10 protein-coding genes are annotated in these 15,042 nt (G+C 42.1%); all 10 read left to right on the top strand.

Features of this window, described 5'->3' with window-relative positions; all coding sequences use genetic code 11:
* Nucleotides 1-85: 85 nt before the first annotated feature.
* The 10 genes from CO686_RS07865 to fusA all read left to right on the top strand — a co-directional run bounded on the left by CO686_RS07865 (nt 86) and on the right by fusA (nt 14,781).
* Nucleotides 86-7,324: a YSIRK-type signal peptide-containing protein gene (locus CO686_RS07865; RefSeq protein ID WP_096753701.1), complete on the top strand. Its 7,239-nt coding sequence runs from the start codon at nt 86-88 to the stop codon at nt 7,322-7,324.
* Nucleotides 7,325-7,434: 110 nt separating this feature from the next.
* Nucleotides 7,435-7,641 carry a hypothetical protein gene (locus CO686_RS07860; RefSeq protein ID WP_000390701.1) on the top strand — a complete coding sequence of 69 codons (207 nt, stop codon included), beginning with the start codon at nt 7,435-7,437 and terminating at the stop codon, nt 7,639-7,641.
* Complete coding sequence (locus tag CO686_RS07855; RefSeq protein WP_000709165.1) at nt 7,638-7,832, top strand: hypothetical protein; 195 nt, start codon at nt 7,638-7,640, stop codon at nt 7,830-7,832. Before CO686_RS07860 ends, CO686_RS07855 begins: the two co-directional genes overlap by 4 nt.
* Nucleotides 7,819-8,694 (top strand): ABC transporter ATP-binding protein, encoded by an 876-nt coding sequence (locus CO686_RS07850; protein ID WP_049501534.1) that lies wholly within the window; start codon nt 7,819-7,821, stop codon nt 8,692-8,694. The genes CO686_RS07855 and CO686_RS07850 overlap by 14 nt, the downstream gene beginning before the upstream one ends.
* A 12-nt stretch (nt 8,695-8,706) precedes the next feature.
* Nucleotides 8,707-9,441 carry an ABC transporter permease gene (locus CO686_RS07845; RefSeq protein WP_049501535.1) on the top strand — a complete coding sequence of 245 codons (735 nt, stop codon included), beginning with the start codon at nt 8,707-8,709 and terminating at the stop codon, nt 9,439-9,441.
* Between the two features lie 4 nt (nt 9,442-9,445).
* Nucleotides 9,446-10,543 (top strand): sensor histidine kinase, encoded by a 1,098-nt coding sequence (locus tag CO686_RS07840; RefSeq protein ID WP_049550491.1) that lies wholly within the window; start codon nt 9,446-9,448, stop codon nt 10,541-10,543.
* Between the two features lies 1 nt (nt 10,544).
* Nucleotides 10,545-11,144, top strand: coding sequence for a response regulator transcription factor (locus CO686_RS07835; RefSeq protein WP_049501537.1), 600 nt, complete (start codon nt 10,545-10,547; stop codon nt 11,142-11,144).
* A 317-nt stretch (nt 11,145-11,461) separates the two neighbouring features.
* Nucleotides 11,462-11,875 carry a 30S ribosomal protein S12 gene (rpsL, locus tag CO686_RS07825; protein WP_001142332.1) on the top strand — a complete coding sequence of 138 codons (414 nt, stop codon included), beginning with the start codon at nt 11,462-11,464 and terminating at the stop codon, nt 11,873-11,875.
* Between the two features lie 19 nt (nt 11,876-11,894).
* A complete protein-coding gene (rpsG, locus tag CO686_RS07820) occupies nt 11,895-12,365 on the top strand; it encodes a 30S ribosomal protein S7 (RefSeq protein WP_000087873.1) in 471 nt (156 codons plus the stop codon).
* A 334-nt stretch (nt 12,366-12,699) separates the two neighbouring features.
* Entirely contained in the window at nt 12,700-14,781 is a 2,082-nt protein-coding gene (gene fusA, locus CO686_RS07815; protein WP_000090335.1) for an elongation factor G, read from the top strand.
* The last annotated feature ends 261 nt before the right edge of the window (nt 14,782-15,042 follow it).

Genomic DNA, 15,042 nt, shown 5'->3' with positions numbered 1-15,042 from the left:
ATGAACATTCTATTGGAAATTCGATTTACTATAAGTTATAATGATAAAGCTGTTATATTAGATTAAGTATGAATATAAAGGAGAAATGATGAAGAAAAAAATTTTTAATCAATCTTTTTCCCGCTTTTCAATTAGAAAGTTAAGTGTTGGGACCTGTTCGGTATTGCTAGGAACCTTTATGGTCATGGCTACTTCTCCAGTGCAAGCGGATGAAGCTCAAGTCAACAATAAGGAACAACAAACGCAGGCGGAAATTCAACAGAAGGAAAAAAGTGCTGAGAATGGGCAGGAAGTCATTTCTGAGCCTCAAAAAGTGGTAACACAGAACGAAGCGGTTAAGGAGCTGGAGGATAAAGCTGAACCGTCCAAAACAGAAGTATCTGCACCAGTCTCTCAGAGCCAACCAGTTTCTCAAGTTGACAATACGAAGGAAGCGAGTCAGCCTTCTTTAGATGAGGAGAAAAAGCAATCTCTAGAATCAACTCAAACTGAGCAGAAAAGCAAGGAAGAAAGTGGCTCTAGCGGGAAAACTTCTTCTAGGCGCAAGAGATCGCTAGATGAAGTCAATGCAGAATTTAAAACTCATTCGCCAATCAAGGATATCCATGCGGTAGATAGTGTTCGTGAGTCCATGACTTTTAGTATTACTGGACACGAAGCAGACTATTCTGGTGGGTATATCAAAATTCATTTCCAAAATGGGAAGGCTATTAAATTGACCCCTTCTCCAGTCGGTGGTGTAAAGTTCAGCCAAGAAAAAATAAATGGAGACCTTGATTTAAAGATAGAACCTGCAAATCTGAGAGGTGGAGCAAACTATAACTTCGTCTATACTTTTCAGATAGATCCTCTGACGCATAACTGGGGAGGTGCTGTCCAAGCAATTGGGCCGGACCATAAAGTGACCGCAACTGCTAAGCTCTATGACAAAAATGACAATGTCCTCAAAGAACTTGGAAGCATTGAACACACGTGGAAAGTCTTAGAAAACGGTGTAGGGGGTCTGACTCCAATGTCTGGCAATCAGGTCATTGGCTACGATCGAAATAACGATGGTATTGTCGACGATGATTCATCGGTCGTGTCCTACTATCTATTTAACGGTGCGAAAGATCCTAAGAATAATACGGCAAGAAATGATTACTTCAACTATGGAAATGGTGTCTTTGATGGTCGTATGATCAATGGTATGGGGATTAGTGATGTCGGGGGGAATATCATTGATCCTGTCACATCTTATACCTATAATATAGAGTTAAAAGAAGGTTATGAATTGACAGATGAAGCTAAAGCTCTAGGATGGACTGCCGATGCGACGGGTTACCATCTGACGATTAACAGAGCTAACAATCCGCTTCAAGATATTAATAACAATAAAAATAAGCTCATTCCAATTTCTTTCAAGTTAAAGAATGCCAAAGTAGCAGATATCAATAGAAAAGCGCAAAACCTAACCGTGACGGGTATCTATACGAAAGCAGATGGGACTAGCTATCAAAATACGGCCGTTCTTCCCTATACTCTCTTTGTTCAAAAAACAGATCAGCCAGAGTCTTCTCTCTTTGAATTTAGACACTATAATCAGTCTGACTCGGAGATGATTCGTTCTTATGGTGAAACAGAATACCGTTCTTATGTTCGACTTTCATCAGTTGCTGAGGTTGAAAAAGATTATCCTATCAATGACTACACGGTCACCCATAAAATACAGGATTCACGAGAGTCTTATCGAGAAGTCAATGCGATTGAGGATCGTTATTGGAATGAATTTTTCTCTTCACCGGATGCATCTGTAGAAGTATACAATAAAGCTACAGGTGAGTTATTAGGCACTTTTAACAGTAGCACTCGTAGTCTACGACTGACGGAAGAGCAAGATGTGAAGGAACTGGAGTACAAGTTTAAAAACATCAAGATGAGGAAGTCCTCAACAAATGATACATCAATGTTTGTTTTCCAAACCAAAACACGTTTTAATAATTGGGAAAGTCTCTATAAAGACTCGACGATTAGTAAGTTGGATTCTAGAACGGATTCCACTTTTAAGAATACTCGTAACACTGTTTCCTTATCTCAAACGGCCTCAGCCGAATTAACACGCGTTAGCCAGCAAATTTCGATGATTGGACGCCGTCGGACAGATGTCTTCAATCGACACACAGATGCTTCTGGTTTTAAGGAAGATTTTATCACAAGGACTGCGGGTAAAGAAACTCCTACTCAGAACTTCGCAAACTTGACGGGAGTTTACCATCTGGCTTATTTGGCTGATCCACAATTAAACTTTAGTGGAAATCCTAATTTTAAGGTCTATTATAATTACAAAGATACTGGGAAAACTCTCTACTATGCCCAAGTAAAGGGGACTCCAGACTCCCCTATGCCTGCAACACTTTTGAAGTTAGAAAACAAGACGATTCCAAATGGGACCTACACCTATAAAGCGATTGCTTTTTGGGACGAGGAACTTCCTGACGTTCAAGCTCAGAATGGTTACGACTTAGGGGAGCTCGACGGCATTACAGTTACCTCGAAAAATTCGGTTTCTTATGACTTCGATGTGATCGTACAGGCTTCTGAAGCGAGTGGTGTCTACTCTGAAGTGAAGAGAGCTACAGATCAACACTTTGCCTATAATACCCAAGAGCACTATCCTGGTGATGAGATTGATTTCAGAGTGACCTATAAAAACGCAGCGAAACAGGCGGTTTCAGATGTCTATGTTTTATCATCCCTGCCGATGAAAGGCGATAAACAGCTAGAATCCAGAAATCGTGGTTCTGAATTTACAGTGAGTTTGACAAAAGCTTTAACACCACCTTCAGGCTGGGAGGTTCAATATAGTCGTATCGCGGGTACTGCTGCAGAAATTAATGCTTCACAATGGCTCACAGCAGATCAAGTGTCGGATTGGTCAGAGATTCGTGCAGTTCGTTGGCATTCGACTGCTCCGGTTGCTGCTGGAAGTAGGGTTCAATTTCCTATCGATGGAGCAGTTATCGGGCAAGATACTGCCCCAGGTGCTACGGCTTATCTTTCTTCGGCTCTGGCAAATGGCAGTTCCAAGTACACTGAGTCCAATAATGTTTCAATCCAAATGTCTACCAAACTGTCATCTGCAAGTTTTACCTTTGTGGATGTAAATGATCCGTCTAAGGAAGTGCAACTAGGCCAGGTAGACACAGTTGTAGGAAAATCTAATGGACCAATTTCTTATGATCCTGCTCGTCGAATTAAGAAATTGGAAGATGCAGGATATGAACTGATCAGTAACGATTTTATAGATCATACCTTTGGTGACTCGGCTAGTCCAAAACAATTCAAGTTTCAGTTTAGACACAAGATTACAGAACTAACCGAAACTGTTCGTGGAACTCGTGAAATTAATTATGAGTATTACAGAAAAGCAAAAAATCCTGATTTATCGCTTCTTCCTCCCAGACATGTAGAATCCCATTCGTTTACTCGAACGAAGAGAATCGATCAGGTTTTGGCAAAAATCCACCCAAATGATGCGACAGCAGGTGTGACTTACTCAGCCTGGTCTGTAGACCAAACTTGGTCTCAAGTGATTTCGCCTGAAATTCCTGGCTATTACCCAGGTGAAGATATTGACGCAAATACATTGTCGGGAGATGAGGCTCTTGATCAATATTGGATTAGTGCGATAAATCCGAGCGATGAAGAGTTGGAAAAAGAATTCTCTTGGGATAGGTTGGTGTATTATGTTCCGCTTCCAGTTGTACCTTCAGCAAGTGTAGCGAAATCTAAAGGCTTTCAAGGGCAGAAGCAGGCAGCAACGATTCAATTTGATGAGGATAGAGCAAGCGAGAGTGCGGTTCACTTTACAAAAGGGACAACAACCATTAATGGAGCAAAGAAATCCGTCGAACTAGTCCAAAGTAGTGTCTTTCTTTATGATGAGAATGGACAAAAGGTAACTTCGCTAACCATTGCCAACCAAGGGACGTACGATTTAGATCTTGTAAATAAAACAATTGTCTTTACTCCACTGAAAACCTTCTATGGTCCGGCAACTCCAGTTCGAGTTGGAGTGGTGGATAAAAATGGAGAGTCGGCTGTAACGACCTATACCCCAGTTGTTGAGAAAGTAACGCCAACTGGTACAGGTGATAAGACAGAAGGACTTCAAGGTCAGGTCCAAGAAGGTAAAGTGACCTTCACTCCAGGTCATGACTCAGTTCCATTCCCAGCTGATTCAACTCCACTATTTGACAATGGTACAACTGTGAAAGAAGTACCAAATGTTGGTAAATTCGAAGTGGATGCAGACGGTAAGGTGACCTTCACTCCTGATAAACAGTTCAAGGGTGAAACACCAGAGCTTGAATTGACTCGTGTGGATGCCAACGGAACTCCTGTTACTGTCAAGTACCAAGCGGTTGTGAAAGAAGTAGTTCCAACCAGCACTAACGCAACGAGCACAGGTCCTCAAGGTGTCCCTCAAACAGGCACCCCAACTTTCCAAGGTGGTGATCCACTGGTTCCAATCGATGAAACAGTAGAGCCAACCTTCGAAGATGGAAGCAAAGGGAAATCTATTCCAGGTCAAGGAACTTACACGATTGCACCAGACGGTACAGTGACCTTCACTCCAGACAAGCAGTTTGTTGGAAACCCAGATCCAGTTACAGTGAAACGTGTGGATAAGAATGGAACAGAAGTCACTGCGACTTATACCCCAACAGTGACTAAGGTAACCCCAACTAGCACTAATGCAACGAGCACAGGTCCTCAGGGTGTTCCACAAACGGGCACTCCAAGCTTCCAAGGTGGCGATCCATTGGTTCCAATCGATGAAACAGTAGAGCCAACCTTCGAAGATGGAAGCAAAGAGAAATCTATTCCAGGCCAAGGAACTTACACGATTGCACCAGACGGAACTGTAACCTTCACTCCAGACAAGCAGTTTGTTGGAAACCCAGATCCAGTTACAGTGAAACGTGTGGATAAGAATGGCACTCCAGTTACTGCGACTTACAGCCCAGAGTTTACTAAGGTAACTCCGACTGGTTCAGGTGATAAGACAGAGGGTCTGCAAGGTCAGGTCCAAGAAGGTAAAGTGACCTTCACTCCAGGCTATGACTCAGTTCCATTCCCAGCTGATTCAACTCCACTATTTGACAATGGTACAACTGTTAAAGAAGTGCCAAATGTTGGTAAGTTCGAAGTGGACGCAGACGGTAAGGTGACCTTCACTCCTGATAAACAGTTCAAGGGTGAAACACCAGAACTTGAATTGACTCGTGTGGATGCCAACGGAACTCCTGTTACTGTCAAGTACCAAGCGGTGGTGAAAGAAGTAGTTCCAACCAGCACTAACGCAACGAGCACAGGTCCTCAAGGTGTCCCACAAACTGGTACTCCAACTTTCCAAGGTGGCGATCCACTGGTTCCAATTGATGAAACAGTAGAGCCAACCTTCGAAGATGGAAGCAAAGAGAAATCTATTCCAGGCCAAGGAACTTACACGATTGCACCAGACGGAACTGTAACCTTCACACCAGACAAGCAGTTTGTTGGAAACCCAGATCCAGTTACAGTCAAACGTGTAGATAAGAATGGCACCCCAGTTACTGCGACATACAGCCCAGAGTTTACTAAGGTAACTCCGACTGGTTCAGGTGATAAGACAGAGGGTCTGCAAGGTCAGGTCCAAGAAGGTAAAGTGACCTTCACTCCAGGTCATGACTCAGTTCCATTCCCAGCTGATTCAACTCCACTATTTGACAATGGTACAACTGTGAAAGAAGTACCAAATGTTGGTAAATTCGAAGTGGATGCAGACGGTAAGGTGACCTTCACTCCTGATAAACAGTTCAAGGGTGAAACACCAGAGCTTGAATTGACTCGTGTGGATGCCAACGGAACTCCTGTTACTGTCAAGTACCAAGCGGTTGTGAAAGAAGTAGTTCCAACCAGCACTAACGCAACGAGCACAGGTCCTCAAGGTGTCCCTCAAACAGGCACCCCAACTTTCCAAGGTGGTGATCCACTGGTTCCAATCGATGAAACAGTAGAGCCAACCTTCGAAGATGGAAGCAAAGGGAAATCTATTCCAGGTCAAGGAACTTACACGATTGCACCAGACGGTACAGTGACCTTCACTCCAGACAAGCAGTTTGTTGGAAACCCAGATCCAGTTACAGTGAAACGTGTGGATAAGAATGGCACTCCAGTTACTGCGACCTACAGTCCAGAGTTTACTAAGGTGACTCCAACTGGTAAAGATACTTCTTCAGTTAATATTAAGGGTCTTGTTCAAACAGGTACGCCAACATTTGAAGGTGGTAATCCGCTTGTTCCAATCGATGAAACTGTGGCGGCGACATTTGAAGATGGATCAACTGAAAAAGTGATTCCAGGTGAAGGGACTTATGCAATCTCACCAGATGGCATCGTCACCTTCACTCCAGAAGCTAATTTTGTAGGAAAAGGAACAGGCGTAACGATTGTCCGCAAGGATAAGAATGGTACTCCAGTTACTGCAAGCTATCGCCCAACAGTTGTGGATCCATCTACTGGTCATGATACGGCTTCTACAGGAGCAAAAGGCCAACCACAAGTGGCAACATCAGTGTTTGAAGGGCATATCGATCCGACTGTACCACCAACATTTGAGGATGGTAGCACGACTATGGTTGTTCCGGGTGAAGGAAGTTATACAATTGATAAAGATGGTAAGATTACCTTTACTCCAGAACCAGACTTTGTTGGTACAGCTAAAGGATTGGTTGTGAAACGTCTGGATATGTATGGAAATGTAGTTATTGCTCATTACACACCAACTGTCCATGGCCAAACACAAGTGAGTGATGCGACATCCGAAGGTCTTAAAGGTCAAACTCAGACTGGTAAACCAAACTTTACAGGTGATGTCGAGCTGACAGTTCCACCAACCTTTGAAGATGGAACAACTGAAAAAGTCGTTCCAGGTGAAGGAACTTATGTAATCTCACCAGATGGCACCGTCACCTTTACCCCTGAGGCAGACTTTGTAGGACAAGCCAAAGGTGTGAAAGTGATCCGTAAAGATCGCAATGGAAATATCATTTCAGGATTCTATACTCCAACAGTAGTAGAACTTCCAGAGCAAGTGAAGCCGTCTGATAAAAAAGAACTTTCAGTACCTGATTCGAAACCAGATCAATTGACGCAAAACATCTCTGTAGAAAAACATCAACTTCCAAATACTGGAACTCAAGAAGATGGTTTGAAAAATCTAGGAATTCTGACAGCCCTAGCAGGTGCCATGACATTTGGATTACTAGGTAAAAAGAAACGAAACGATGAATCAGACTAATCATTTTTAAGAACCGAGAAATCGGTTCTTTTTTATGACATTTGTCATATTTCCTAGTGACAGAAGCATCTAGCTCCGCCAACTTCAAAAGTCTATAATTGAAGTATGAAATGGAGGAAGAAGAAATGAAAAATAAAATGATTGTCGCAGTGAGTTTAGTAGCAGCAGGAGTTATGACCTATCTCATGTTTTCAGGATTGGACGAGGGTTTCTATCATTTTCCTTGGGAGCTCTTTGCTGGCTTTGGAATGATGTCTTGGCTTGTCAGAGAAGGTTTGAAATTAGTCAGAGATGTGAAAAAGGAGTTTGAGGAATGAAAAAAGCAATCATCTATTTCTTTATCGGCCTGTCACTCTTGGTATGGTTAGTGGAAATGTTTACTGGTTGGTTTGACCAAACCTTGCTTCGCCAATTTATTCGTGGTGCTTGGGGTTTTGGATTTATGATTTTCGTTGTTTTCCCTATGGGAATGAAGTGGTTGAAAGGAGAATCTCATGACTGTGATTAAAGTTGAGAAATTGAGTAAGAAAATAAAAGACAAGGAGATATTGCGGAACATCTCTTTTGAAATCAACGATGGTGAATGTGTCGCCTTGATCGGGCCTAACGGAGCAGGGAAGACAACCTTGATTGATTGCCTCTTGGGAGACAAGTTCATGAGCTCAGGTCAGATAGCCATTCAAGGCTTTGCACCAACAGATCCTCGATTAAAGCAGCTTATTTCTATCTTACCTCAAGAAAATACGGTGGTTCAAGACTTGAAAGTGAAAGAACTCTTATCCTTCTTTCAATCAATCTATCCAAACAGTCTCTCCAATCAAGAAATTGATGACTTGCTGAGATTTTCGGACAAGCAGAAAAATCAGCTAGCGGGCAAGTTGTCTGGTGGGCAAAAACGTTTGTTCTCTTTCGTGTTGTCTTTAATAGGTCGTCCGAAAATTCTATTTTTGGACGAACCAACTGCTGCCATGGATACCTCGACACGTCAGCATTTTTGGGAAATTGTCAATCAGTTAAAGAAAAATGGTGTCACCATTGTCTACTCTTCTCACTATATCGAAGAGGTAGAACATACGGCTGACCGCATTTTGGTCCTCCACAAGGGTGAATTGATCCGTGATACGACACCTTATGCCATGCGTGGTGAAGAACAAGAAAAACATTTTACGGTACCACTAACTTATCAGGAAGTTATCAGCACTTTGGACCAGATTCAAGGGCTTGAAATCAAGCAAAATGCTCTTTCCTTCACAACCAAAGAAGCCAGCAAAGTATGGAAAGTCTTGCAAGAACAGGGCTGCATGATCGAAGAAATTGAAGTTCGCAATCGAACTCTCTTAGACAGTATCTTCGAAACGACTCAAGACTAAAGGAGATTGACGATGAAAAATATGACAAGTCTCATGAAAGTAGAAATCATTCTGATGAAACGGCAAGCCATCTACTACTTGCTATCCATCGGACTTCCAAGTGTATTTTACCTTATTTTCTCTGGTATGATGTCAGGATCAGACATTCCAGAAATCGCTCTTCAAGCCTATCTCTTTGCCATGACGCTCTTTAGTATCATGTCAAGTGCTTTTTTCAGTATCCCAAGCACACTCGAGTCTGATAAGACAAACAACTGGCAAAAATTGATTCAACATTCTCCCGTATCTATGGTAGAATATTATGTATCAAAACTGTTCAGCACTCTGCTAACTTTCTTGTTATCAGTTATAGTTGTCTTTTCAGTTGGTCATTTTGTCCGTGGAGTGACTCTGCCTTGGCTTGACTGGATGGTAATTGGTGCTATTTTGCTGATCGGAAGCGTGGTCTTTATCAGCATGGGGGTCTTGGTGAGCTTGCTACCCAGTGCTCAACTGATGACGGTTGTTGGAAATATTGCCTATATTGCTTTGGCTGTTCTAGGTGGACTGTGGTTCCCCTTGGATTCCTTCCCAGAATGGCTCCAATCTATTGGAAAGCTGACTCCAACCTATCAACTGATGCAGGTCGTCTCTACTTATTTGGAACACCATGAATTTAATATTCTTTCTGCCTTGGTTGTGCTAGGCTATACAGTTTTCTTTGGTGTACTGGTAATCCAGCTGAAAAAAAGGATTGAGGTAAAATAAATCTATGTTGGAAAAATTTAAAAACATTCATTATATGTTTCATATTTCAATTGTGTTTATCATCTTTCCTATAGCGGGTGTCATCGTTGGAGATTACCCGCTTTTAACCTTGCTATGGACCCTACTATTTGTACTTGCCTTCTATTCGGTTTTAATCAGTCAGAATCGCACCGTGCAGTGGCTAGCATGGTGGTCCATGCTTGTCTACATTTTTTATACATCTGTTTGGCTAAGTTCAGGTTTCACATGGTTTATCTTTTATTTATCCAATCTCCTTATTTATGAGCTGGATGAGATTTCTTTTCACTCTTGGCGTTTTGTCAGTTTTATTGTCCTGCAACCATTTATTCTGACCGGAATCTATATGGTCGATCAAGTTAGTCCCTGGCAGCTACTCTTTTTCTTGGTGACCTTTATCTTTTCCGATGCAATGACCTTTGGTCTCTATCGAATTCGGATAACAGAAGAGCTAAAAGAAGAAAAGATGAAACAAAATGCCAAGCTCAATCTTTTCTTGGCTGAAAACGAACGCAGTCGTATCGGTCAGGATCTTCATGACAGCCTAGGTCATACCTTTGCCATGTTGAGTGTGAAGACGGACCTTGCCCTCCAGCTTCTTCAAATGCAGGCCTATCCTCAAGTGGAAAAAGAGTTAAAAGAAATTCATCAGATTAGTAAAGAATCCATGAATGAAGTTCGTACAATTATCGAAAATCTTAAAACCAGAACCCTAGCTTCCGAATTTGCGACTGTTAAAAAAATGCTGGAAATTGCAGGAATTGAAACGGAAATCAATCACCAACTAGATACAGCTAGCCTAACTCAGGAATTAGAGTCAACGGCCTCCATGATTTTGCTTGAGCTAGTGACCAATATCATCAAACATGCCAAAGCATCGAAAGCTTACTTGAAATTAGAACGAACTGAGAAAGAACTCATTCTAACAGTGAGAGATGATGGATGTGGCTTTGCTTCTTTAAAAGGAGATGAGCTCCATACCGTTCGAGACCGTGTCCTTCCTTTTTCAGGAGAAGTAAAGGTGATCAGTCAGAAACATCCGACTGAAGTGCAGGTTCGGTTACCTTATAAGGAGAGAAACTAAGATGAAACTACTTGTTGCAGAAGATCAAAGTATGTTGCGAGATGCCATGTGCCAGTTGCTTACCTTTCAACCAGATGTAGATTCTGTCCTACAAGCCAAGGATGGCCAAGAAGCAATTCAACTCTTAGAAAAGGAGCCCGTAGATATCGCCATTCTTGACGTAGAAATGCCTGTTAAGACAGGCCTCGAAGTCTTGGAGTGGATACGAGCAGAAAAGCCAGAAACAAAGGTGGTTGTGGTGACGACCTTCAAACGCCCTGGCTATTTTGAACGTGCGGTCAAGGCTGGAGTGGATGCTTATGTCTTGAAAGAAAGAAGCATTGCAGACCTCATGCAAACCTTGCACACTGTTCTTGAAGGACGTAAGGAATATTCGCCTGAATTGATGGAAGTGGTGATGACGCACCCCAATCCGTTAACAGAGCAAGAAATCGCTGTTTTAAAGGGAATCGCTCAGGGCTTGTCTAACCAAGAAATCGCAGACCAACTCTATCTATCAAATGGAACCGTCCGAAACTATGTCACCAATATTCTTTCGAAACTAGATGCTGGTAATCGAACAGAGGCAGCCAACATTGCAAAAGAATCTGGTTGGCTTTGATAAGAAGGGTTAAACAATTCCGAAATGATAACTTGAATCGAAGGAAATCCATACTAGAAAGGAGGAGGCAAATTGCCTCCTTTTCTGGTTTAGAAAAGCGGTGAAAGCTAGTGTCAAAGAGTTAAAAGATCAGAATAAAAATGAAAAATATCTTGACAATGAAGGAAAAATTGTGTTACAATAATAGACGGTACTTTTTACTTTTGGTCTCTCAAAAGTGTACAGGGACGTGCTGACAAATGTTGCAAAAGTACACACAGATGGTAGCTGTCACCAAGTGTATCATCACCAAAAATAAAAAACACAGGAGAATGTAGATGCCTACAATTAACCAATTGGTTCGCAAACCGCGTAAATCAAAAGTAGAAAAATCTAAATCACCAGCTTTGAACGTTGGTTACAACAGTCATAAAAAAGTTCAAACAAACGTTTCTTCACCACAAAAACGTGGTGTTGCAACTCGTGTGGGAACAATGACACCTAAAAAACCTAACTCTGCCCTTCGTAAATTCGCTCGTGTACGTTTGAGCAACCTTATCGAAGTTACTGCCTACATCCCAGGTATCGGACACAACTTGCAAGAGCACAGCGTGGTGCTTCTTCGTGGTGGACGTGTAAAAGACCTTCCAGGGGTACGTTACCATATCGTCCGTGGTGCACTTGATACTGCAGGTGTTAACGATCGTAAACAAGGCCGTTCTAAATACGGTACTAAACGTCCAAAAGCATAAGGAAAGGGGATAAAGAGAAATGAGTCGTAAAAATAGAGCTCCAAAACGTGACGTATTGCCAGATCCGCTTTACAATTCACAACTAGTTACTCGTCTTATCAACCGCGTTATGCTTGATGGTAAACGTGGTACAGCTGCTTCAATCGTTTACGGTGCTTTTGAGCAAATCAAAGAAGCTACTGGCAATGATGCACTTGAAGTATTTGAAACAGCTATGGAAAACATCATGCCTGTACTTGAAGTACGTGCACGTCGTGTTGGTGGATCTAACTACCAAGTCCCAGTTGAAGTTCGTCCAGAACGCCGTACAACACTTGGACTTCGTTGGTTGGTAACCATCGCTCGCCTTCGTGGTGAACACACAATGCAAGACCGTCTTGCAAAAGAAATCTTGGATGCTGCGAACAACACAGGTGCAGCAGTTAAGAAACGTGAAGACACTCACCGTATGGCTGAAGCTAACCGTGCCTTCGCACACTTCCGTTGGTAAGAATAAGATACTAAGGGCGTTAAAAAAGCGACTGAAAATTAGGAAGCTTGACGCAGAATCAAAGATTCTAGGAAAGCTTATCTATTTTCCGAGCTTTTAGCCCGAGTTCAATTGAGTTCAAATCAGCTAACTTGAGCTTTTAGCCCGAGTTCAATTGAGTTCAAATCAGCTAACTTGAGCTTTTAGCTCGAGTTTAACTCAACTTACCAGCTCGTAAGTTGAAACCAACAAAAACAAGATAAACATTGAGAACGGGTAGGTCCTGCCTATCCGTTTTTATTAAAATCGTGTTATAATAGAATAGAAATTAAAATAAATAGGAGAAACAAACCTCATGGCACGCGAATTTTCACTTGAAAAAACTCGTAATATCGGTATCATGGCTCACGTCGATGCCGGTAAAACAACAACTACTGAGCGTATTCTTTACTACACTGGTAAAATCCACAAAATCGGTGAAACTCACGAAGGTGCGTCACAAATGGACTGGATGGAGCAAGAGCAAGAACGTGGTATCACTATCACATCTGCTGCGACAACAGCTCAATGGAACAACCACCGCGTAAACATCATCGACACACCAGGACACGTGGACTTCACAATCGAAGTACAACGTTCTCTTCGTGTATTGGACGGTGCGGTTACTGTTCTTGACTCACAATCAGGTGTTGAGCCTCAAACTGAAACAGTTTGGCGTCAAGCAACTGAGTACGGAGTTCCACGTATCGTATTTGCCAACAAAATGGACAAAATCGGTGCTGACTTCCTTTACTCAGTAAGCACACTTCACGACCGTCTTCAAGCAAACGCACACCCAATCCAATTGCCAATCGGTGCTGAAGATGACTTCCGCGGTATCATCGACTTGATCAAGATGAAAGCTGAAATCTATACTAACGACCTTGGTACAGATATCCTTGAAGAAGATATTCCAGCGGAATACCTTGACCAAGCTCAAGAATACCGTGAAAAATTGGTTGAAGCAGTCGCTGAAACTGATGAAGACTTGATGATGAAATATCTTGAAGGTGAAGAAATCACTAACGAAGAATTGAAAGCTGCTATCCGTAAAGCAACTATCAATGTTGAATTCTTCCCAGTATTGTGTGGTTCTGCCTTCAAGAACAAGGGTGTTCAATTGATGCTTGATGCGGTTATCGACTACCTTCCAAGCCCACTTGACATCCCAGCAATCAAAGGTATCAACCCAGATACAGATGAAGAAGAAACTCGCCCAGCATCTGATGATGAGCCATTCGCAGCTCTTGCCTTCAAGATCATGACTGACCCATTCGTAGGTCGTTTGACATTCTTCCGTGTATACTCAGGTGTTCTCCAATCAGGTTCTTACGTATTGAACACTTCTAAAGGTAAACGTGAACGTATCGGACGTATCCTTCAAATGCACGCTAACAGCCGTCAAGAAATTGACACTGTTTACTCAGGTGATATCGCAGCTGCCGTTGGTTTGAAAGATACAACAACTGGTGACTCATTGACAGATGAAAAAGCTAAAATCATCCTTGAGTCAATCAACGTTCCAGAACCAGTTATCCAATTGATGGTTGAGCCTAAATCTAAAGCAGACCAAGACAAGATGGGTATCGCTCTTCAAAAATTGGCTGAAGAAGATCCAACATTCCGCGTTGAAACAAACGTTGAAACTGGTGAAACAGTTATCTCTGGTATGGGTGAACTTCACCTTGACGTCCTTGTTGACCGTATGCGTCGTGAGTTCAAAGTGGAAGCAAACGTAGGTGCTCCTCAAGTATCTTATCGTGAAACATTCCGCGCTTCTACTCAAGCACGTGGATTCTTCAAACGTCAGTCTGGTGGTAAAGGTCAATTCGGTGATGTATGGATTGAATTTACTCCAAACGAAGAAGGTAAAGGATTCGAATTCGAAAACGCAATCGTCGGTGGTGTGGTTCCTCGTGAATTTATCCCAGCGGTTGAAAAAGGTTTGGTAGAATCTATGGCTAACGGTGTTCTTGCAGGTTACCCAATGGTTGACGTTAAAGCTAAGCTTTACGATGGTTCATACCACGATGTCGACTCATCTGAAACTGCCTTCAAGATCGCGGCTTCACTTGCCCTTAAAGAAGCTGCTAAATCAGCACAACCAGCTATCCTTGAGCCAATGATGCTTGTAACCATCACTGTTCCTGAAGAAAACCTTGGTGATGTTATGGGTCACGTAACTGCTCGTCGTGGACGTGTAGATGGTATGGAAGCACACGGTAACAGCCAAATCGTTCGTGCTTACGTTCCACTTGCTGAAATGTTCGGTTACGCAACAGTTCTTCGTTCTGCATCTCAAGGACGTGGTACCTTCATGATGGTATTTGACCACTACGAAGATGTACCTAAGTCAGTACAAGAAGAAATCATTAAGAAAAACAAAGGTGAAGACTAATCAGTCCTCACTCTAGAAGGAAGTCACTTAGTGGCTTCCTTTTTGTCTTTAACTATTCATTTTTGCTGAATATAGTATACGAATTTGATCGCTAAGTGAGAAAAATACTAATTCTATCCAGAAAGAAAATAATCTAATTTGATAAATTAAAGTAAATAAAGGTTCCTAATTCCGTAGATAACTTAATAAAAATGAGGAAAAGATTCATAAATACACTTTTAGATAGAAAATTCAGAAAATTGACTCTTTTGTCTTGAAAAT

The organism is Streptococcus oralis, from assembly GCF_002386345.1.
GTDB classification, from domain to species: Bacteria; Bacillota; Bacilli; order Lactobacillales; family Streptococcaceae; genus Streptococcus; species Streptococcus oralis_S.
This window is presented reverse-complemented; position numbering and strand designations above follow the sequence as displayed.